Source organism: Terriglobia bacterium, assembly GCA_020073185.1.
Taxonomy (GTDB): domain Bacteria; phylum Acidobacteriota; class Terriglobia; order Terriglobales; family Acidobacteriaceae; genus JAIQGF01.
The window spans coordinates 34,548-54,410 of record JAIQFT010000011.1 but is presented as its reverse complement, the minus strand read 5'-3'; the positions used below and the strand labels follow the sequence as shown (position 1 = coordinate 54,410).

General features: G+C 61.4%; 13 protein-coding genes, 1 tRNA gene and 1 pseudogene. 10 read left to right on the top strand and 5 right to left on the bottom strand.

Features of this window, described 5'->3' with window-relative positions; translation table 11 throughout:
• Positions 1-21: 21 nt before the first annotated feature.
• Positions 22-1,131 (bottom strand): mechanosensitive ion channel family protein, encoded by a 1,110-nt coding sequence (locus LAN64_05400; GenBank protein MBZ5567271.1) that lies wholly within the window; start codon positions 1,129-1,131, stop codon positions 22-24.
• Positions 1,132-1,793: 662 nt separating this feature from the next.
• Here LAN64_05400 and LAN64_05395 point away from each other — a divergent pair.
• From LAN64_05395 to LAN64_05385, 3 genes and pseudogenes are all read left to right on the top strand, one after another.
• A complete protein-coding gene (locus tag LAN64_05395; GenBank protein MBZ5567270.1) occupies positions 1,794-2,381 on the top strand; it encodes a lytic transglycosylase domain-containing protein in 588 nt (195 codons plus the stop codon).
• Between the two features lie 108 nt (positions 2,382-2,489).
• Positions 2,490-4,478, top strand: a pseudogene (locus tag LAN64_05390) (N-acetylmuramoyl-L-alanine amidase).
• A gap of 276 nt (positions 4,479-4,754) precedes the next feature.
• Positions 4,755-5,816: a hypothetical protein gene (locus LAN64_05385; protein MBZ5567269.1), complete on the top strand. Its 1,062-nt coding sequence runs from the start codon at positions 4,755-4,757 to the stop codon at positions 5,814-5,816.
• Between the two features lie 657 nt (positions 5,817-6,473).
• On the opposite strand, the gene LAN64_05380 is transcribed toward LAN64_05385, so the two are convergent.
• Positions 6,474-6,549 (bottom strand) — tRNA-Thr (locus LAN64_05380).
• Positions 6,550-6,653: 104 nt separating this feature from the next.
• Here LAN64_05380 and LAN64_05375 point away from each other — a divergent pair.
• The 3 genes from LAN64_05375 to LAN64_05365 all read left to right on the top strand — a co-directional run bounded on the left by LAN64_05375 (position 6,654) and on the right by LAN64_05365 (position 10,029).
• The gene (locus LAN64_05375; protein ID MBZ5567268.1) at positions 6,654-7,643 is read left to right on the top strand and encodes a tetratricopeptide repeat protein; all 990 of its coding nucleotides are present in this window, start codon (positions 6,654-6,656) and stop codon (positions 7,641-7,643) included.
• Positions 7,644-7,837: 194 nt separating this feature from the next.
• On the top strand, positions 7,838-9,688 hold the full coding sequence (gene tadA, locus LAN64_05370) for a Flp pilus assembly complex ATPase component TadA (protein ID MBZ5567267.1): 1,851 nt from the start codon (positions 7,838-7,840) through the stop codon (positions 9,686-9,688).
• On the top strand, positions 9,685-10,029 hold the full coding sequence (locus LAN64_05365) for a PilZ domain-containing protein (GenBank protein MBZ5567266.1): 345 nt from the start codon (positions 9,685-9,687) through the stop codon (positions 10,027-10,029). Before tadA ends, LAN64_05365 begins: the two co-directional genes overlap by 4 nt.
• A 97-nt stretch (positions 10,030-10,126) precedes the next feature.
• Here LAN64_05365 and LAN64_05360 read toward each other — a convergent pair whose 3' ends face one another.
• Positions 10,127-10,633 carry a YbaK/EbsC family protein gene (locus LAN64_05360; protein MBZ5567265.1) on the bottom strand — a complete coding sequence of 169 codons (507 nt, stop codon included), beginning with the start codon at positions 10,631-10,633 and terminating at the stop codon, positions 10,127-10,129.
• A 27-nt stretch (positions 10,634-10,660) separates the two neighbouring features.
• On the opposite strand from LAN64_05360, the gene LAN64_05355 reads away from it, so the two are divergent.
• The 3 genes from LAN64_05355 (at position 10,661) to LAN64_05345 (ending at position 14,837) form a co-directional block, all read left to right on the top strand.
• Complete coding sequence (locus LAN64_05355; protein ID MBZ5567264.1) at positions 10,661-10,888, top strand: hypothetical protein; 228 nt, start codon at positions 10,661-10,663, stop codon at positions 10,886-10,888.
• Between the two features lie 38 nt (positions 10,889-10,926).
• Entirely contained in the window at positions 10,927-12,639 is a 1,713-nt protein-coding gene (locus LAN64_05350) for an AMP-binding protein (protein ID MBZ5567263.1), read from the top strand.
• A gap of 326 nt (positions 12,640-12,965) precedes the next feature.
• Entirely contained in the window at positions 12,966-14,837 is a 1,872-nt protein-coding gene (locus LAN64_05345; GenBank protein ID MBZ5567262.1) for a serine hydrolase, read from the top strand.
• A gap of 105 nt (positions 14,838-14,942) precedes the next feature.
• Here the strand turns inward: LAN64_05345 and LAN64_05340 are convergent, their stop codons facing one another.
• Complete coding sequence (locus LAN64_05340) at positions 14,943-17,015, bottom strand: transketolase (protein ID MBZ5567261.1); 2,073 nt, start codon at positions 17,013-17,015, stop codon at positions 14,943-14,945.
• Positions 17,016-17,290: 275 nt separating this feature from the next.
• Between LAN64_05340 and LAN64_05335 the strand changes: the two genes are divergently transcribed.
• Positions 17,291-18,511, top strand: a complete 1,221-nt coding sequence (locus LAN64_05335) for a glycosyltransferase family 39 protein (protein MBZ5567260.1) — start codon at positions 17,291-17,293, stop codon at positions 18,509-18,511.
• A 74-nt stretch (positions 18,512-18,585) separates the two neighbouring features.
• Here the strand turns inward: LAN64_05335 and LAN64_05330 are convergent, their stop codons facing one another.
• Complete coding sequence (locus LAN64_05330) at positions 18,586-19,782, bottom strand: pyridoxal phosphate-dependent aminotransferase (protein MBZ5567259.1); 1,197 nt, start codon at positions 19,780-19,782, stop codon at positions 18,586-18,588.
• Positions 19,783-19,863 lie beyond the last annotated feature (81 nt).

Genomic DNA, 19,863 nt, shown 5'->3' with positions numbered 1-19,863 from the left:
ACCGCTCAGCGGGCGCCGCGTTTACGCTGCGCCGGCTGCCTTCTGGGCCGTCGAATCTTCCGCGTGCATGTACACGGTACGAATCGGGAACGGGATGTTGATGTCCTCCTGCGTGTAGCGCTTTTGCAGGCGTTTGATGAACTCGTGCTTGATGAGGTACTGGTCGGTGAATTCCTTGCCACGCAGGATCACCGAGAAGTTGATGCTGGAGTCGGCAAAGGTGTGGTAACGAATGAAGGGCTGGTTTTCGGGAATGCCACCGGTAACCGACTTCATGACATCCGCCGCGACTTCCACGGTGACGCGCTCCACTTTTTCCAAATCGCTGGAGTAGCTGACGCCCACCTCCACCAGGACCGATATTTCTTTCTCGGGCATGTAGTAATTGGTGGTGATGGTGGAAGCCAGCTTGGAATTGGGAATGAGGATGGCATTGTTGGCCAGGGCGCGGATCACGGTGTTGCGCCAGCGAATGTCGGTGACGTAGCCCTCCTCGCCGCTGGCCAGCTTGATGTAATCGCCCAGCCGCACCTGGCGTGAGGCCAGGAGCTGGATGCCGGCGAACAGATTGCTGAGCGTGTCCTGCAGCGCCAGGGCCACAGCCAAGCCGCCAACGCCCAACGCAGTAAGGATCGGGGTAACGGAAATCCCGAGGGTATCCAGGATGACCAGCACGCCGCAGATGACGACGGCCAGCGCCGTCAGGTTGCGCAAGATGGAGGTGGAGGCGATCAGGCCTTCCGTCTTCAGCGAGTACAGCGTCACCAGCGTGGCTGCGATGCGGGCACCCACCAACGTAAGCGATGCCAGGAACAGCACCAGGATGGCGTGCTCGACCAATCTCTCCCAACGGGGATACAACTCGATGCTGTTGCTGGCGAAGTAGGCGCCGGCCAGGAAGCACCAAAGCAGGGGCAGGTTGCGGAACGCGCTCAGGATGAGGTCGTCGGCTACCCAGCGCGTCTTTTTGACCAGCCGGACAAGGTACGCGAACACCGTCTTTTCGATGATCAAGCCGGCCAGCAGCCCGGCGATGAGATAGATGACAGGCGCCAGCCATGGCCATCTCTCGAACACCTGTCCCACTTCCGGGATCCACGCGGCGAAGGCGAAGCTACTTGAGCACGGCATGCCAAGAGGGTAAGTGACTGGACGGGCGAATTGCAAAGCCAGAGTAGCTGCTGCTGACGGGCTTTTCCGGCCTGCGACCAGAAAGCTGCTGTCCTTTGGTCAACGCCGTTCGTGTTGTGCAGCGGCAGTCGTGCCGGTTTTGCCGGGGAATTCCCGCTGTTCACCCCCCTGATTCCCATGTAACAACCGATTGAATGGCAAGGGTGGGCGTGTCATAATCGCGGCACTCTGGATTGATTTTCTCCGCCGGGCGTAGGGCGTCGCGGCGCACAGCAGTGTGCCGACGACCGTGGTAGGTGTAGCGCGGAGGAGTTGGTTGGCCGTCAGCCGCCGCGCGGAGGGATGAAATGCCTGAACACCTGCACCAGCCCGTGCAGCGCGTATGGTTAGCGCTGCTGACCCTCGGGGCATTGGGCCTTCTGGCTCTGCCCGCCTTTTCTTTTTCCGGCTCTGATGAAGCGGCGCCGCCCGCAGCCGCTAAGTCTGCGGGGACGCAGGGAGGCGGCATCATCGCAGTCGAGGAAAATGGCCGCAAGATTTACGTCAACGGATCCGCGCCGGAGGCTTCGGCATCGCGGCCACGCGCCCGCCGTAGCGTGCTGGTGTACTGGAGCAACACCGAGCGACGCTGGAAGCCGGTGCCGACGCCGAGTCCGGCGGCGATGAGAGCGGCGTACAATGCCGCCGACGAGGTGCGGGGCTACATTGCGGCTCGTCCGCGGGGCGCTTCTTCCGCCACCGCCAACCCCAACTATGCGAACCTGGCCCGGGGCTATCGGGTGAGCGCCGCCGAGATCGATTCCACGATCGCACAGGCCGCGTCGAAGAACGGCGTTGACCCCAACCTGGTGCGCGCCATCATCAAGGTGGAATCGAATTTCAATCCCAACGCGGTGTCGAACAAGGGCGCGATGGGCCTGATGCAACTGATGCCGCACACCGCCAGCCAGTTGAGCGTCAGCAATCCGTTCGATCCGCAGCAGAACGTGGATGCCGGGGTGCGTCATCTGAAGCGCCTGCTGAATAACTTCAATGGCGACGTGCGGCTGTCGCTGGCGGCATACAACGCAGGCGAGGGCGCAGTGGCGCGCAATCGCGGCGTGCCGCCGTATGCGGAAACGCAGAATTACGTGAAGAAAATCACCGATCTATACTGGAATCAGGGAGGTCGTACGTTCGGGCCGTACTACGCGCCCGTCCATATGTATCGCGGCGAGGATGGTGTGCTGCGGATGACGAACACGGAATGACGGGAGTCAGGAATCGGCGGTCAGGAACCAGGTTTCTCGGCAGGCGGTAGGGTCGCCCAGGGCACCAATGTGATCAGGACCAGAGCACGGGCAATCACGATAACGGCAATGGCGCTGGCGTTGACGTTCGCAGTGCCGGTCGCCGCCAAGCGCACGGTCGCGCAGAAGAAGCAGGCGGCGCGCACCCAGTTCGAAAAGGCCGAACGTATGCGCGAGGCGCTGAACGGACGCGCCGTCTCGGAACGCACGCGGCGCGATTACAACCGGGTGATCGATGTCTACCGCGCCGTTTATTACACGGCGCCGACCTCCAACAAGGCGGATGCAGGTGTGGTCGCCGTCGCCGAACTGCTGGCCGAGTCGGGCCGCCAGCTTAACGACGAGAAATCGCTGCGCGCGGCCATCGCGCAGTACGAATTCCTGCGGCGCGAGTATCCCGGCAGCCGCTTCCGTGTGTCGGCGCTGTTTACCATCGCACAGATCTACAAAGACGACTTGGAAGACGCCGAGCAGGCGCACGCCAGCTTCGAGGAGTTCCTGAAGCGCTATCCGCATAGCGAACTGGCGTCGGAGGCGCGCGGTTTGAGCGGCTCGAGCCACGGCTCATAGTGACGCCACTGGTCCACGCCGGATTACACGCGGGTAGCGATTGATCTGCAAGAGGAAGTGCGCTACGGGGCCGGTCGCGTCCCCAATCCCGACCGCGTCTTCTTCGACCTGCACAATACCAAGCTTGCGTCCACCCTGGTGGGCAAGTCCTTCGACGTGGAAGACGGTTTCCTGCACAAGATCCGGGTGGCGCAATATCAGCCGGGAGAAACGCGGGTGGTACTGGAGATGGACGAGGTGGCGGAGTATTCCGCCTTCCTGCTGCCCAATCCTTACCGGCTAATCATTGACGTGCACGGCAAGAGTCCGCAGAAGACGGCGAAAGCAGAGCCGCCCAAGCCTGCGCCGGGAGAACCTGAAGAGCCGACCGTCAAGGGGGCTCCCGGGCCGCCAGCCGGGAAACCTGGGCCGCCGTTGGAGGTCACGCGCAAAGAGCCACTCGGTAATAAGAAGCCGCGTGCGACCACGAGCGAGATCGCGGCTGACAAAGCTGCTAGCGATGTCTCCTTCGACGCCCTGGCGCAGAAAGTTGCCAAGCTGAATCCGCCCAAGGTCGCGTCGGTATCGAAGACGGCCGCTACCGACGCCGCCCCGGTCAAGGAGCCTGCGGCGGTGTCAAGCAGGCACGCCAAGACGAGTGCGAGAAAGAAGGCGCCAGAACTGCCCGCCAGCCATGAAGCACGGCCCACGGCCAATGGCGAGCGCTCGCTGATCCGGGCGCTGGGGCTGAAGATCGGGCGCATCGTGGTGGACGCAGGCCACGGCGGGCATGACACCGGCACCATCGGTCCTAACGGGCTGCTGGAGAAAGACCTGGTGCTCGACGTGGCGATGCGGCTGGGCAAACTGCTGCAGTCGCGCCTGGGCGCCGAAGTAGTCTACACGCGCGACGACGACACTTTCATACCGCTGGAAACGCGCACCGCCATCGCCAACCAGAATGCGGCCGATCTGTTCATCTCGATTCATGCCAATTCGAGCGGCGATCGTTCCGCGCGCGGGGTCGAGACCTACTACCTGAACTTCACCACCTCGGCCGACGCACTGGAGGTGGCGGCACGGGAGAACGCGGTGTCGGAGAAGTCCATCCACGAGCTGCAGGACCTGGTGAAGAAGATCACGCTGAAGGACAAGATCGAGGAATCGCGTGAGTTTGCGGTGGACGTGCAGCAAGCGCTGTACATCGGATTGGCGAACCGCGGGCTGCGCAATCGCGGGGTGAAGAAGGCGCCGTTCATCGTGCTGATCGGGGCGAATATGCCGTCTATCCTGGCGGAGATTTCCTTCGTCAGCAATCCCGGGGACGCCAAGCGGCTGAAAACGCCGGCGTACCGGCAGAAGATCGCGGAATCACTGTACCGCGGGACGGCCAAGTACATCAGCGGACTGAGCGGACTGAAGGTAGCCTCGAAAGCGAACAAGCTCGACGGCCCGGTCTCTTCCGCCACCCCTCCACCAACCATCCCCGCAACGTCGAACAACGAGTAGCGTAAGGTACAACCCGCTATTGTCCCGCAATGTCACCGTGCTTGCGTTTCCAACGCAGCTCGCAACTCGACCGGCTGGAAACTTTCCTGCCGCGTCTGTAGTCTAATTAAGAAGGATTACAGCGATTCCGCAGGTGCTGTCACCGGGCTGAAGCCGGCCTCTTGCGGGAGCCCGATTCACCGGCCTAAAGGGCCGGTGCTTCCACCGTAGGATCCGTGGCTACAGCGATAGCGGAACTGCTGTAGATTACTTTCCGTGTCGATGAAGCGCATTTTTGTGGCACCGATTTTGTTGTTGGTCGGGTTGCTGCCGGCTTCGGCAGCCAATCCCAAGGCCAAGCCCGATTCGCTGCTGCCGAGCGCTTTTGCCGGATGGCAGAAGAGTGTCCCGGCGCGCACCAGCGCCAACCCCGCCGAAGCCGATAAGATCAACTCCGAGCTGTTGAGGGAATACGGCTTCGACGATTTCGAAGACGCCACCTACACCCGGCCCGACCGCAAGCTGCAGGTCATGGCCATCCGGTTTAAGGACGCCAGCGGCGCTTATGGGGCGTTCACCTTCTACAAGGCCCCGGAAATGCAGACCGAAAAGATCGGCGACCAGGCGGCGTCGGCCAACGACCGCGTGTTGTTTTACCGCGGCAACGTGCTGATGCAGGCGGTGCTTGACCGCGTGACCCCGATGTCGGCCGCGGAGTTGCGTGAGCTCGCTGGCAACATTCCTTTGCCCACCGGAAGCGCGCGCAATCTGCCCTCGCTGCCGATGTACTTGCCGCGGCAGGGTTATGTTCCCAACACCGCCAAGTACGTGGTGGGACCGCTGGGGCTGGCCAACATCAGCGCGCCTATAGCGGCGGAACAGGTTGAGTTCGAACGCGGCGCGGAGTTGGCGCAGGGTCAGTACAACTCCGGACGGGGCACCGCCACGCTGACGCTGATTTCTTATCCCACGCCGCAGATCGCCGGCGATCGTCTGCGCGCGCTGGATGCGACGCACCCGCTGCCGCAGGACGGATCGACGCTGTTCCTCACCAAGCGCAGCGGACCACTGGTGGCGATTGTGACTGGCGCGATCAGCCAGCGGGAGGCGAAGTCGTTGCTGGCTTCGGTGAATTACGACGCTGAAGTCACCTGGAACGAGCGCACCGGACTGTCGCCACGCGACAACGTCGGCACGTTGCTGGGCGGCGTGGTGCTGTTGACGGTTATCATTATCGGCATGGCACTGGTCGCAGGCATCGCGTTCGGAGGCATTCGAATCTTGACGAAGCGGCTTTTCCCCGACCGCGTGTTCGATCGTTCGCGGGACGTGGAAATCATCGAGCTGAAGCTGCGGTAAGGACTCCCGAATTGGGCCTCCCCTCCCTCTGAGCGGGCCTAAATCACTGATTTGACGTGCTCTTTCGCGGTTCCGGCGGTGAAATCGGGGGTTTTTCACGGCCGGCAAGTATTTTTTGATTATCGCGTAAGTAGTTGAAAATACAGGGATTTAATTTGGAAAAAATCCTTGACACCCCCAATCGCCGCTCATAAGATTTCGCCAGAAAAAGTTTCTGACGGCGCTAACCCTCCGTGAGGAACTATTCTCCCTAAAAGAAAAGGCCGCCTGCGTTGCTGGGTGGCCTTTTCGTTTGTGCTCTGAATTGCAATTGGCGATTAGCGGTCAGCTGTTAGCACTGAGCTGGATTCGCAATGGTGTGAAGCGTTGTGACCAATCTTGAAACGCGTACCGCGTGACGAGTCGATGGGAACACACTGGTCCGCTCCATGAGTTTGACAGGAACATACCGAAAGTTAGAGGAGAAACAGAATGAGCTAGAAGAGCTAGACGGGTTTGGGACATCGTGTAGCCGTGAAGCAGTCGCTCAGCAGCTAAAGCCGGATGGATTTCCAAAGCGCCTCGACGAGGGCACGTCTGAAGCCGTGCCCCTTCAAAGAACGTTCCTTGGCGGCTACAGCAATTCCTAAACGCCCTACTCGCTAATCGCTGGGATTCTGGAGCCGACGATCGGACTTGAACCGATGACCTGTCGATTACGAATCGACTGCTCTACCAACTGAGCTACGTCGGCCTGCTGTGATTCTAAAGGCGAGAGCCCAAGGGCGTAAAGAGCACTTCAGCAAGTCAAGTCAGATTCGGGTTTCAAGAAGAAACTGAAGTACTAGACCGACTGAAATGAATCTTTCCAAGTTACTAACAACTGAGGAAAACTTTCCCCTTGCGTTCGTCTCGCGGCATTTCCATAATCAACCAAGTAGAGCGTTTGCGCAACCGAACCCAGTGCACCGTTACCGTCGAGCGGACGTAATTCGCATTCTGCGCATAACGGCGCGACAGTTGGCGCAGTGGCAGAACGCCGGACTGGTCGCCGCCGCAGACAACTATACTTTTTTCGACCTCCTACAGATGAAGAAGATCCGCGACCTGCGCGCCAAGCGGGTGCGATCCGCGGTGATCCGGGAATCGTTGCAGGCGATGCAGAAGCAGGTCGCAGGGATGGAAAACCCGCTGCTGGAGGCGGGCACGTTCTCCACCGGAACGCGTGTCGCGTTCCGCCACGAAGGTCATGCCCTGGAACCGACCAGCGGCCAGTTCGTCATGGATTTCAACGCTGCCGAGCGGGTCGTCCCCAGCAATGTGAAGAGCATGCGTCGTGCGGAAACGTCGGCTGAGTATTTTGCGCGCGGCGTCGGCCTGGAGGAAGATCCGCGCTCGCAGGTTGAGGCCATCGCAGCGTACAAGAAGGTCCTGGAGATTGACCCGCAGCACGCCGCTGCCTACATCAACCTCGGCACCCTCTATTACAACCGTCAGGATTACGTACTGGCCGAGACACACTATCGCAAAGCGGTGGAGGTAGATCCGCGCTACGCCCTGGCCTACTTCGATCTGGGCAACGTGCTGGACGAGACCGGCCGCGTCGGCGAAGCGATTAAGGCGTACAGGACGGCGCTGCAATTGGCCCCCACCTATGCCGACGCGCACTACAACCTGGCGCTGGCCTACGAAAAAACGCGGCAGCCCAGGCCGGCCTTGCAGCACTGGCGCGCCTATGTGCGGCTTGACGGTTCGGGGCCCTGGGCCACTCACGCCAAGCATCAAATCCGCCGCATCCTGGACAACGAGGGGCTGAAGGTGGTCTACCGGAAAAAGAAATCCCTCTAAGAAGGCACTAGCTAGCTAGCCAGCCAGCCCGCCGCCTCCCACCAAAGTGGCAAAAGCAGTTCCAAATTGAGCAACTGTTCCGGACTGGGATGAGACGAATGCCAGGGCGGTGTTTCCTGAGATTCAGGAACAGCTCCGCGGAACATAATGAATGGGTGACCGTACCCGGACGCAGAAGAAAAAGGCTAGGCGAGGTGCTCCGCGAGCGCAAGCGCGTGAAAGCGGAAGACCTGGATCAGGTTCTCGGGGAGCAGCAGGCAGACGGTTCGGCGCTGTTGGGGGAACTCCTGTTCCAACGTGGCTTCGTGGGCAAGGAGGACCTCGTCTCCGCTCTGGAGGAGGTCACACGCTTCCGTTACGTGGACGCGCGCTTCGCTACGGTGGAGAAGGCGGTCCTCAGACTGGTTCCGCAAGCGGTAGCGGAGCGCTATGTGGTGCTGCCGCTGGTGCGCGAGGGCCGCCGCATGGTGGCGGTGATGGCCGAGCCGCAAAACCTGAAAAGCCTCGACGATCTGCGATTTATCACCGGCATCGAGGTGGAGCCGCGGCTCGGGTTCCGCGCGGAGATCGAAGAAGCCATCAAGCGCTGTTACGCCGAGCTCGAGCCGGGCACGGAAGGGTCAGCGCCCAGCCCGCCGGTCCCGTTCATTGACCAGGTTGACACTTCCAACATGCAGTTCTTCACCGCCAGTTCCAGCGAGCGCAGCAAGGCGGCGATGGCGGAATTCGAGGCCGAGCTGCGCAATGAAAAAACCCCCGCAGTGCGGCTGGTGTCGGCGATTCTATCGGCAGCGGCGACCAAGAAGGCGAGCGACATCCACATCGAGCCGCAGCCGTTGGGCACGGTGGTCCGCATCCGCGTGGACGGCGTGCTGCGCGAACTGACCCACGTTCCGCTGGAGTTCACCTCCTTTCTGGTGTCGCGCATCAAGATCCTCTCCGACATGGACATCTCCGAGCGCCGCGTGCCGCAGGACGGGCGCTTCCTGGTGCAGATCGGCGACAGCCATCTCGACCTGCGCGTTTCCACGCTGCCGACGCACTCCGGCGAAAAGGTAGTGATGCGGTTGCTCGATCCCGGCGCCAGCCGGGTGGGCTTCGAAAAGCTGGGTCTGTCCCCCGACAACGCCGCTGCCCTAAGCCAGGTCCTGTCGTCGCCGCAAGGTATGCTGCTGGTCACCGGCCCGACGGGCTCGGGCAAGAGCACGACGCTTTATGCCGCGCTCAACGTGCTGCGCTCGCCTTCGGTCAACATCATCACGGTCGAGGATCCGATCGAGTACCGCGTTGAAGACATCAACCAAGTGCAGGTAAATCCCAAGGCCGGGCTGACCTTTGCCGGCTGCCTCCGCTCCATGCTGCGGCAGGACCCCAACATCATCATGGTGGGCGAGATTCGCGACCAGGAAACGGCCGAGATCGCGTTGCAGGCCGCCCAAACCGGCCACCTGGTGCTGTCCACGCTGCACACCAACGACAGCATTGCGGCCATCACCCGCCTGCTCGACCTCAACGTGCCCTCGTTCATGATCGCCGCCTCGGTCACCGCGGTGGTAGCGCAGCGCCTGGTGCGCAAGCTGTGCGGCTGCCGCGACATGGCGCCGATGCCGGAAGAATATGGCGCGCGCCTGCTGGCCGCCGGCATCGTGGATTTCGGGAGCAACGCCTACGTTCCGGTGGGGTGCGCCGAGTGCGACAACTCCGGCTACAAGGGCCGGGTCGGCATCTACGAACTGTTGCTGCTGGACGAGCAGATCCGCTCCGCCATCCGCTCCGGAGCGCGCGATGAGGAGATTCGCAACCTGGCGCGCAGCGGCGGCATGCGCCTCATGCAAGAAGATGCGCTGGAAAAGGTGAAGCTGGGCATCACCACCATGGAAGAGGTGCTGCGCGTTGTGCCGTTCGACAACGCGTTGACCGTGCGCTGCCGCAGTTGCGGACGCGCGCTCGCCCCGGCGTTCTTGTTCTGTCCCTATTGCGGCGCCGGCACGCGCCAAGCCGCCGCTCCCATCGCGCGCAAACGCGCGGAAGGAGTCCTGGCATGAGTTCCGACGGGCAACAGCATGGCGTCCCCACGCGCGAGTTCGAGCGCTACGCCACCTATCGCGGCCTGAACATCATGTACGAGGGGCGGAGCGAGCAGATGGAAATCCGCGCCCCCGATATCAGCTCGCGGGGCATGTTCATTCACATTCCGACCTACTTTCCCGAGGGCGCGGTGCTCAAGGTCGAATTCCGTTTGAGCCGCTCCGGCCACACCGTGAAAGCGCGCGGCGAGGTCCGCTATTGCCTGCCTGGGGTCGGAATCGGGGTGGAGTTCGTGGAGATTTCTGACGAGGACGCGCAGGCGATAGAGGAGGAAATCGGCACCGCAATGGGGTTCTAGAAGCGATTAGCACCCAGCCAGGCAAAAATGCGTAACCGGGCTCAGAGACAGTTGTACCTCTCCAGGGCGCAGAGTGTACTGCGAATTGTGGCCGCGGTCACCAGATGCGGTCGTCGAGCCGGAGGCGCGGCGGCCGCTCCGCCGTGCTCGCAAAGCGCAGCACCTTGGGCTGCACCAGGCGCACAAAGTCTTGGTATGCCAGGCGCATCACCTCGTCATGCGAGCCGGCGTTGAAGGCGATCCGCGCCTGCTTCACCAGTCCCTCGTCCACGAACACGTCCATGCCGTACAGGTTGCCAAAGGGTGGCATGGCGCCGGCATCGCAGTCCGGGAACTGCTGTTTGAACTCCAATTCGCTGGCCAGGCGCAATGAGACCGCCCCGCTGGCGGTGTGCAGCGCGGTGATGTCCACCCGCTGCGAGGCCGGCACCACCGCCATGGCCAGCTTGCCGTCGCGGCTGACCATGACGACCTTCGCCAGTTCGTCCGCGGTCACGTGTGAGGACGCCGCCGTGAGCTGCGCCGTGTAGGTAGTCGGGTGGTGGATGAGTTCGTACTTGATTTCGTTGCGATCGAGGAAATCCTTCAGTTTTGGGCAGGGCATGATTACCTCCCGCAGCTTCCGCACACCATGCTCTACCCGCGGCGTGATTACGGCGCATATTTTCTTGCACGGGAGAAGGAACGGCTTCCCGAATTGGTCACCGCCGCGCGGCACAAATCCAGCGAAATTAGCGGCCAGGTCCCCGTTTTCCGTTTTGTGGCTGGGGTTGCGGCCGGCCAGAACAACGACGATACGCTGCTGGCGAAGCCCGCATTTTCTGCAGCGCCCGCCCAGCGCTTTTCATCAGTTCACTGACCCTTACAAGTACGCCCCACGCAGGCCCCGAGCGCTTTATGGATTTGTCAGACTTTCGTCGAGAGCTGCAGAGCAAACTCGAAGCTGCCGGCGAACGAATCTTGCTAAGGATAGTCACAGCTCCCGCTTTTGATCATCCCTTCGAGCTTAGTGGGAGAGAGATTTTGGCGGCCAGCAGGAGCATCGCCAGCCGATCCGCACAGGTGCAAGCAAACAACCTCGTACTGCTTCTGCTTCCGCACTCGGTAGAACTGTTCTTGTTACATTTGGGTCTGATCCTTGAGGGGTACTGTCCAGCGATTTTGCCCTGGCCAACACGGCGGATCGACGCAGAGAAATACCGGCGCAATCTGGTCTACCAGTTGCGGCAACTCCCGGCGTCGCAGTTGATCACAACCCCAGGGTTGGCGGACAACTTACGCGGTGACATGACTTATCGTGTCACGGGATGCGACGTTCCCCACGCGGCCGATCACGATCGAATGTTTTGTACTTCGCAGCCGCGGCTGCAGCTGAGCCCGGCCTTGCCTGCAACAGGTGCTCTGTCGGCTCCCGCAGACGCATTGTTTGTCCAGTTTTCCGGCGGCACAACCGGACTGCAGAAGGCGGTGGCAGTGGGCCCGCGAATGCTCCAGGAACAGCTCAGCAGGTTGGCGAGGATGCTGGATTTTTCCGACCATGACGGCGTCGTCTCCTGGCTTCCGCTGTACCACGATATGGGCCTGATTGCATGCCTATGGCTACCGCTTTGGTGCGGGGCGCCGTCACTGCAGCTCGCCAACAACGACTGGCTGCTGGCTCCCGAGCTGCTGTTTCGATATATGGACCGGTATGCGGGGACATTCTGTTGGCTTCCCAATTTCGCCTTTTCCTATCTGGCAGAGAGAAGAGCAACGATGAGCGGACGCTACTCGCTGCAGCATGTGCGAGGGTGGATCAACTGCTCCGAGCCGGTGCGGCTGGCGTCGCTGGACGCCTTCGCGGGGAAATTTGCAGACTGGGGTGTGCAGAGAGAGTCTTTGCAGGCGTGCTATGCCATGGCGGAGAATGTGTTTGCCGTAACCCAGTCACCAGTTGGCCGGCGGGTCAGGACGGTACCGCGGCAGGAAGTAAGCGACCGAGGTTCATCGTACTCCGATCTCGCCTTCCACGTGCTCGACCGCGTGTACGTTTCGTCGGGTGTGGCGCTGCCCGATATGCAAATCAGAATTGTCGCCGCTTCCGGAGAGCCTTGTCCCGACGGCACGGCAGGCGAGATTCATATCAAGACCCCCTCTTTATTCTCCGGATACTGGTCGAACGGGAAAGCGGATGACAGTTACATCGGCAAGGACGGTTTCTATCAAACCGGCGATTACGGTTTTATGTTGGAGGATGAGCTGTACGTGATCGGCAGAACAAAAGACATCATCATCAATGCCGGGCAAAACGTGTTTCCGGAGGATATCGAAACTGTCGTCAACTCCCTGGAGGGTATTTATACCGGGCGCGTGGTTGCGTTTGGGGTAGCGCATGAGGAGTATGGGACGGAAATGGTCGCGGTGGTGGCCGAAATGAGGGGTGAATACGAACCCGCCCGCGCGCGCAGCCTGGAGCAAGAAATCCGGAGCCTGGTGTTGGCGGCGATTGGAATCGCGCCACGTTGGGTGTCGGTGGTGCCGGAACGGTGGATTGTAAAGAGTACAGCGGGCAAGATTTCCCGACACGATACGCGCGAGCGATTTCTCCACGAGCAGAGCATGGCTAGCTAAGCAGGTCGCCTCAGGGGCTAAAGCCCAATTTGCTTGGTGCCCTGCCAGCACGGCTGAAGCCGTGCCCTTCCACGGTAGGCCAGACGAACTCCTTCAAAGAACAGTTCGTCGGCGGCTACAGCAATTCTTAAACTGCTCTAGAGCCGCGCCTTTCCACGGTAAGTCAGAATTTCGTTCGGTGCGGCCAAAGCCGCGTCCCTGCGAGACGGCCAATCACAGAAGACTGCACCATTTTTGAAACTGCTCTAGCGATCGGGCGATCTGAGCTGCACCCCAGCTATAATTCTGCGCTTGGTTCAAAGCAAAATCTTACCTTCGGAGGGCACATGCGCAGGCGCAGCATAAGTGTGTTCGTATTCGGGGTCATTCTAGTCACTACGTCATTGGGGCAGCAGGGGCCGACGCCGCAGCAGGGGCGTCAACAGAAAGCGCAGCCGGGAAAGACGGCGGCGCAGACGCCGAAACCGGGCGCGATAGCCACGGCCACGCCTGGATTGGGGGACTTCGACACTTTCGTGCAGCAGGCAATGAAAGACTGGCAAGTACCGGGGGTGGCGATCGCGATCGTCAAGGACGGCAAAGTCATCCTCAGCAAGGCCTATGGCTGGCGCGACGTGGAGAACAAGCTGCCGCTGACGACCAAGTCCATGTTCCCGATTGCTTCCATCACGAAGTCGTTCACGGTGGCGACGCTGGCTTCGCTTTCCACCGAGGGCAAGCTGGACTGGGACAAGCCGGTGCGCGATTATCTGCCCGAGTTCCGGCTCGAGGACGACGTGCTGACGGCGCGGGTAACGCCGCGCGATTTGGTAACGCACCGCACCGGCATGCCGCGTCACGACGCCTCCTGGTACCACATCGAACGCACGCGGCCCGAGCTGATCTATATGCTGCGCTACCTGGAGAAGAGCAAGGACCTGCGGCAGCAGTTCCAGTACAACAACCTGATGTTCCTGACGGCGGGGTACATGGGAGGCAAGCTGAACGGGACGTCGTGGGAAGATGCGGTGCGGCAGCGCATTTTCCGACCGCTGGGAATGACGAGCTCGAACTTCAGCGTGGACGATTCGAAGAAATCGCCCGATTACGCGCACGCCTACCAGAAGGACGACAAGGAGGTGGTGCACGAAATTCCGATCTTGAAGGCCGATGATGTGGGGCCGGCGGGCAGCATCAATTCCAACCTCGAAGACATGACGCAGTACCTGTTGCTGTACCTCAACAAGGGCAAACACGGAGACACGCAGATCATCTCGCAGCCTGACATCCGCCAGATGACCACACCGCAGATGGTGATCGCGACGTCCGGCGTGGACAAGGAGTTGGGTTACCTGAACTACGGCATGGGGCTGTTCGTGACGACGTATCGAGGGCACAAGTTTGTGCATCACGGCGGTAACCTGGACGGGTTCTCGCTGCTGCTGTCGTTCCTGCCGGATGACAACGCCGGGTCCATCGTACTCACCAACATGGACGCGACCCAGTTGCGCGAAGTGCTCACCTACAACATCTATGACCGGATGCTGGGCATGGATCCGGTGGACTGGAACCATCGCCTATTCGCGCGCTATAAGGCGGGCAAGGCGTCGGAAGAGGAAGCTGAGAAGAAGAACTACGTTCCGCGGGTGGAGGGGACGAAGCATTCGCATCCGATCGAGGATTACGTGGGAGAGTACCAGCACCCGGCCTACGGCGTGGTTGCGATCGAGCGCAGCGGCAATGGCGACGACCTGAAGATGAGCTGGCATGGGTTCACGTCGGTGGCCAAGCACTGGCATTACGACGTGTGGCGCGTGCCCAAGAACGCGCTCGACCGGCTGGAACGGACGCAACTGATGTTCAACAGTGATTGGGACGGAAACATCGCCAGCGTGTCGTCGCCGCTGCAGCCGGACGTGAAGGACATCGTGTTCACGCGGCTACCGGACCGGCGCATGAAGGAGAGGCCATTCCTGGAGCCGCTGGCGGGTACGTACACGCTGAGCGACTTCAAGTTCCTGATTACGCTGCGGCCAGACAACGTGCTGACCTTTACCACGCCAAACGGCACGATGTACGAGCTGGAGCCGGTGCGCGGCACGACGTTCGCGGCAAAGAAACTGAGCGGCACGACGCTGACCTTCAAGATGGAAGGCGGCAAGGTGACGGAAGTGGCGTTCGCGCAACCGGGGTCGACGCTGGTGCTGAAAAGGCAGTAGTTAGGAGTTGGGAGTTGGCGTGCAGATCGAGTGATGCGAGCGGCGGCCGGAGCGGCCGCCGCGTCTCAAGTTCCGTGTATAGCGAGCGCGCTCCAGCATTCTTCCTCAGTTGCGGTGGCCGGCGAGTTCGGCGAGTTCAATCCGCATCGTAATCTTATGGCGCAGCTTGAGCTTCATCAGCTCCAATGCCTTGTGGGCGATGTGCTCGGCGGAAACTTCGAATTCCTTGATCAATTCCCAGGGCGCGCCAGAGTCGCCGAAGCGGTCCTGCACGCCGATAGCGCCGGTGATGACGGGTTTGCCGTAGAGTTCGGGGCTGGCGGTGATGACATTGCTGACGCGCCAGGCCAGGGCGCCGATCTGGTGCTCCTCGGCGGTGATCACGATACCGGTCTCCTTGGCGGCGCGGATGATCGCGGCCTCATCCACCGGCTTCATGGTGTGCAGGTTGACGACGCGGGTTTCGTAGCCGAAGTCCTGCTTGAGGATGTAGGCGGCGCGCATGGCCTCGGGCACCATGGGACCGCAGGCGATGATGGAGAGGTCTTCGTCTTCGTCGAGGTAGTGCGAGGCCAGCACGGTGTCGAAGGCCTCGATGAAGTCCTGCGACTCGCGGCGGAAGCGGATCACATTGGCTTTGCCGAAAACGAACGGCGTGTCGCGCTTGGTGACGATGGGCGTGGCCTCGCGGGCGAAACGGATGTACTTGGGACCGACGTGCTGCATCAGTAGGTAGTCGGTGGCCTTGCGCGTTTCAACCGCATCGCAGGGCACCACCGCAACCATGTTGGGCAGGCCGCAGATCGAGAACAGGTCTTCCAGCGCCTGGTGGGTCGCGCCGTCGGGACCCACGGAAACTCCGCCGTGCGCTCCGGCGATCAGCACGTTGAAGTTGCCATAGCAAATGGTGGTGCGTATCTGGTCCAGGTTGCGGGCGGCGGCAAAGGTGGCGTAGGTGCCGAACACTGGCAGCTTCCCTTCCCGCGCCAGCCCGGCAGCGACCGCGGTGGCGGACTGCTCGGCAATGCCCATGCTCAGCCAGCGCGGCTTGCGCTCGGGCTTGCCATTGTAGAACTCGCTGATGGTGATGGAGCCAGAGATATCGAGACCGAGAGCGACGACGCGCTCGTCGGCGCCGTTGACGGCGAGAGATTCACCGAAGCCCATGCGCGTGGGCCTCATCTTGGCTTGCATGTCCACTGAGTTGTTCCACCAGTAGTCGCGCTTGAAGCGCGGCATCTTTTCGAACAGCTTGGATTCCACGGTTGCCTGGTACGCCTTGGCCTTGGCGAGCAGCGCGTCGAGGGGAATTTTTTCCATGAGGCCGAGTTCGGCGAGAGCTTTCTTGGTTTCCTCGAGGTTGGGAGCCTTGCCGTGCCAGCCGGCAACGTCTTCGCAGAAGCTGACACCCTTGCCCTTGATGGTTTCGGCGATGATGGCCAGCGGCTTGCCCGTGCCGGCACGCTCTTTGCCCTGCTGCAGCGCCAGCACTACCTGGTCCATGTCGTGGCCGTTGATGCGCAGCACATCCCAGCCGAAACTGCGGTACTTGTCGTCGATGGGGTCGATGTTCATGACCTCGCGTACGCGGCCGTCAATCTGCAGGCGGTTGTAGTCGATAATGCCGACCAGGTTATCGAGGTGGTAGTGGCCGGCTTCCATGGCGGCTTCCCAGACCTGGCCTTCCTGCTGCTCGCCGTCACCCATGATGCAGAAGGTGGTGTAGCTCTTCTGGTTGAGGCGGCCGGCCAGCGCCAGGCCGACGGCGATGCTCAGACCTTGTCCCAACGAACCGGTGGAGGCTTCGACGCCGGGCAGCTTCAGCCAATGCGGGTGACCCTGGAAGGGAGAGTAGAGCTTGCGCAAGGTGACCACCTCGTCCAGGTTGAAGTAGCCGGACATGCCGAGCGCGAGGTAGAGACAGGGCGCCTTGTGGCCGGTGGACCAGATGACGCGGTCGCGATCTTTCCAGTTGGCATTCTTGGGGTCGTGCTGGAGCACCTTGAAGTAGAGGGCGGCGGCGATGTCCATGATGGAGAGCGTCCCGCCGGCATGGCCGCTGGCAGCGGCGCAGAGCGCGACCAGATCGTAGCCGCGCAAAAGGTTGGCGGCTTCCTTGAGTTGTTCGATGGAGTCGTCGCGCACGAGCTTGCCGGTGATGGAATCGGTGATTGGCATGGAAGCTCTCCCCTCTGAGGCACAAGGCGCAAGGCCGGAACAGACAAGCGCTGTCGAACTGCTAACCGTATTCCTTGGCGCCGCAGGGGGTCAGTGAGTGATGTCACAAGGGGGAGTGATAGCGCAACGTTCTCGGCTCGGCGACGGCCGCCGGCAGCGCCAGCACCGTCGTTACTTGCGCGCGCCAAGTATCCGTGGCACCGTCGCGCAGCCCTATGCACAACCGATTCGTTCGCTCGGGCGTTGGCATTGCCTGCGCTGCACTGGCAGTCCGAGTGGCCGTTGCCGTCTATTACTTTGGCTTCGGTGGTTATCGGCTCACCGTCGTCTGGGACATGGGTTACGAGATGGCACATGCCGCGGCAAGTCTGGCCAGCGGAAACGGATTCAGCTCGCCCTTTCAGCAGCCGACCGGACCCACGGCGGCCGTGCCGCCTGGCTACCCCGCTTTGTTGTCGGTGATCTTCCGGGTATTCGGCACGATGACACCGGCCTCGGCGATGGTGGCGGTGGGCTTGAACCTGGTGTTCTCGGCGGCCACGGGCCTGGTCATCTTCCATCTTGCCAAAAAGACGGTGGGGGAGAACGCGGGAGTCATTGGGGCGTGGGTTTGGGCGCTGTATCCGCCGGTCATTCTATCGTCTACCTTCCACGTCTGGGACACCAGCTTGACCATTCTGCTGGCGGCTGTGGGATGCCTGGTGGCCAGCTATCTCGAAACCGGTGGCTGGAAGATGTGGCTGCTGCATGGCGCGCTGTGGGGAACGGGGGCGCTGGTCAACCCATCTCTGCTGACCATCTATGGAGTGTTGTTAGCCTGGGCTTGTTGGCGACAGCAGCGTCGCCGGACGGCCTGGCGCAGAAATGCGGTGGTGGCGGCGATGGTGCTGATTGCCATTATGGGGCCCTGGGCAGCGCGCAATTACCGGCTGTTCCACCGCCTAGTGCCGGTGCGCAGCAATTACGGTCTGGAACTGTGGGTGGGCAATCATGAAGGAGCCGACGGTTTTTTCCGCGTCCTGCTGCATCCGCTGGGCAATACGGCGGAGATGCACCAGTACCGGCAGCGCGGCGAGGGCGAGTACATGGCATGGAAGCAACATCTGGCGGTGGTGTTTATTGAACAGCACCCGGCCGAGTTCCTGCGTCTGACTCGGTTTCGCATGGGCTGCTTCTGGGGTGGCGTGTACGACTCCGGCTACGCTGCTATCGTGCTCCCCACAACGTTGATGGGCTTGTTGGGACTTTTGCTGCTGGCGCGTCATGATCGGGAGTTGATGTGGCTGTATGCGCTTCCCCTGGTGTTCTACCCGATTCCCTACTACCTGACGCACGCCGACCTGCGCTTCCGTTTGCCCGCCGAGCCGCTGCTGGCATGCCTGGCGGGCTACGCGGTGACCATGATGGCGGCTGAGGCGCGACGGCGCATCACCGCCTGGGCTACCCCGACGGCGGCACAGGACTCTCCCAGCACAGCGACAGTCTTCGTGAAGTAAAGTGAGAAAAGAAACATGGGCCGCCGAGGCGGCCCGCAAAAGCAGATTCCTCGCTACGCTCGGAATGACACAACTTACAGATTCTTCTTCGTCCAGTCTTCGATCCGATCCAGGGCCTTCTGGATGTTTTCCATGGAATTGGCGACGCTGAAGCGGAGATAGCCTTCGCCGAAGGCGCCAAAGGAAGTGCCGCTGAGTCCGGCGACGCCCGCCTGCTCCAGCAGCGCGTCGGCCAGCTTCTTCGAAGGCCAGCCGGTCTTGGTGATGTTGGGAAAGACGTAGAACGCGCCCTTGGGCAAGCGGCAGGAGAACCCCTTGATGCGGTTCAGGCGGTCGACCATGTAGTCGCGGCGGCGCATGAACTCGTTGCGCATTTTGTCGACCGCGCTTTGGTCGCCCTTCAGCGCTTCCACACCCGCCATCTGGGTGAAGCTGGCGGTGCAGGAGACGGCGTTGGTCTGCAGGCGCGCGATCTGGGTTACCAGGTCGGCGCGCATGACACCGTAGCCCATGCGCCATCCGGTCATGGCGTAGGTCTTGGAGAAGCCGTCGAGCAGGATGGTGCGGTCTTTGAAATCGTCCACCGACATGATGGAGAAGGGCTCGCCTTCGAAGAGCAGGCGGCTGTAAATTTCGTCGGAAAGGACCATGATGTCGCGATCGCCGATGGCGGCGGCGATGTCGAGCACGTCCTTCTTCGTCAGCACGCCGCCGGTGGGATTGTGCGGCGAGTTGAGAATGATGAGCCGGGTGTGGCTGGTGATCTTGGAGGCGATCTCGTTGACGTCGAGGCGAAAATCCAGCTCTTCGCGCAACTGGATGGGCACGGCCTTGGCGCCCACAAAATTGATCATGGACTCGTAGATGGGAAAGCCCGGGTTGGGATAGATAACCTCATCGCCCTCTTCGGCGAGCGCGGTGAGGACGTAGAACATGATCGGCTTGCCACCGGGGACGACCACCACTTCTTCCGGCACCACCTTCACGTTGCGGGTGCGGGAGACATAATCGGCGATGGTCTGGCGAAGTTCAGGCAGGCCCGGCGATGGGCCATAGTGGGTCCAGCCCTGGTGCAGGGCGTTGGCGCCGGCTTCGATAATGTTGGCGGGCGTATCGAAATCGGGCTCGCCGATTTCCAGGTGGATAACGCTCTTGCCCTGCGCTTCCAGGGCGCGCGCCCGGACCAGCACTTCGAAGGCGGTCTCGGTGCCCAGCCGCGACATCCGCTTGGCCAGGCGCAGTGCAGGAGTGACACGAGCTGTTTTTTGCATAGTAAGAGTTGCCATTATATAGCCCCTCCGGGCGGCTTCGGAGGAAACGATTAACTTATGACATCATCGTGGAAAGGTGCA

Coding starts and splice junctions, on each gene's coding strand:
- LAN64_05365 (MBZ5567266.1), top strand. CDS start 9,685: ATGAGTTCCGACGGGCAACAGCATGGCGTCCCCACGCGCGAGTTCGAG.
- LAN64_05340 (MBZ5567261.1), bottom strand. CDS start 17,015: ATGCCAATCACCGATTCCATCACCGGCAAGCTCGTGCGCGACGACTCC.
- LAN64_05395 (MBZ5567270.1), top strand. CDS start 1,794: ATGAGAGCGGCGTACAATGCCGCCGACGAGGTGCGGGGCTACATTGCG.
- LAN64_05375 (MBZ5567268.1), top strand. CDS start 6,654: ATGAATCTTTCCAAGTTACTAACAACTGAGGAAAACTTTCCCCTTGCG.
- LAN64_05360 (MBZ5567265.1), bottom strand. CDS start 10,633: ATGCCCTGCCCAAAACTGAAGGATTTCCTCGATCGCAACGAAATCAAG.
- LAN64_05330 (MBZ5567259.1), bottom strand. CDS start 19,782: ATGCAAAAAACAGCTCGTGTCACTCCTGCACTGCGCCTGGCCAAGCGG.
- LAN64_05345 (MBZ5567262.1), top strand. CDS start 12,966: ATGCGCAGGCGCAGCATAAGTGTGTTCGTATTCGGGGTCATTCTAGTC.
- LAN64_05400 (MBZ5567271.1), bottom strand. CDS start 1,131: ATGCCGTGCTCAAGTAGCTTCGCCTTCGCCGCGTGGATCCCGGAAGTG.
- LAN64_05355 (MBZ5567264.1), top strand. CDS start 10,661: ATGCTCTACCCGCGGCGTGATTACGGCGCATATTTTCTTGCACGGGAG.
- LAN64_05350 (MBZ5567263.1), top strand. CDS start 10,927: ATGGATTTGTCAGACTTTCGTCGAGAGCTGCAGAGCAAACTCGAAGCT.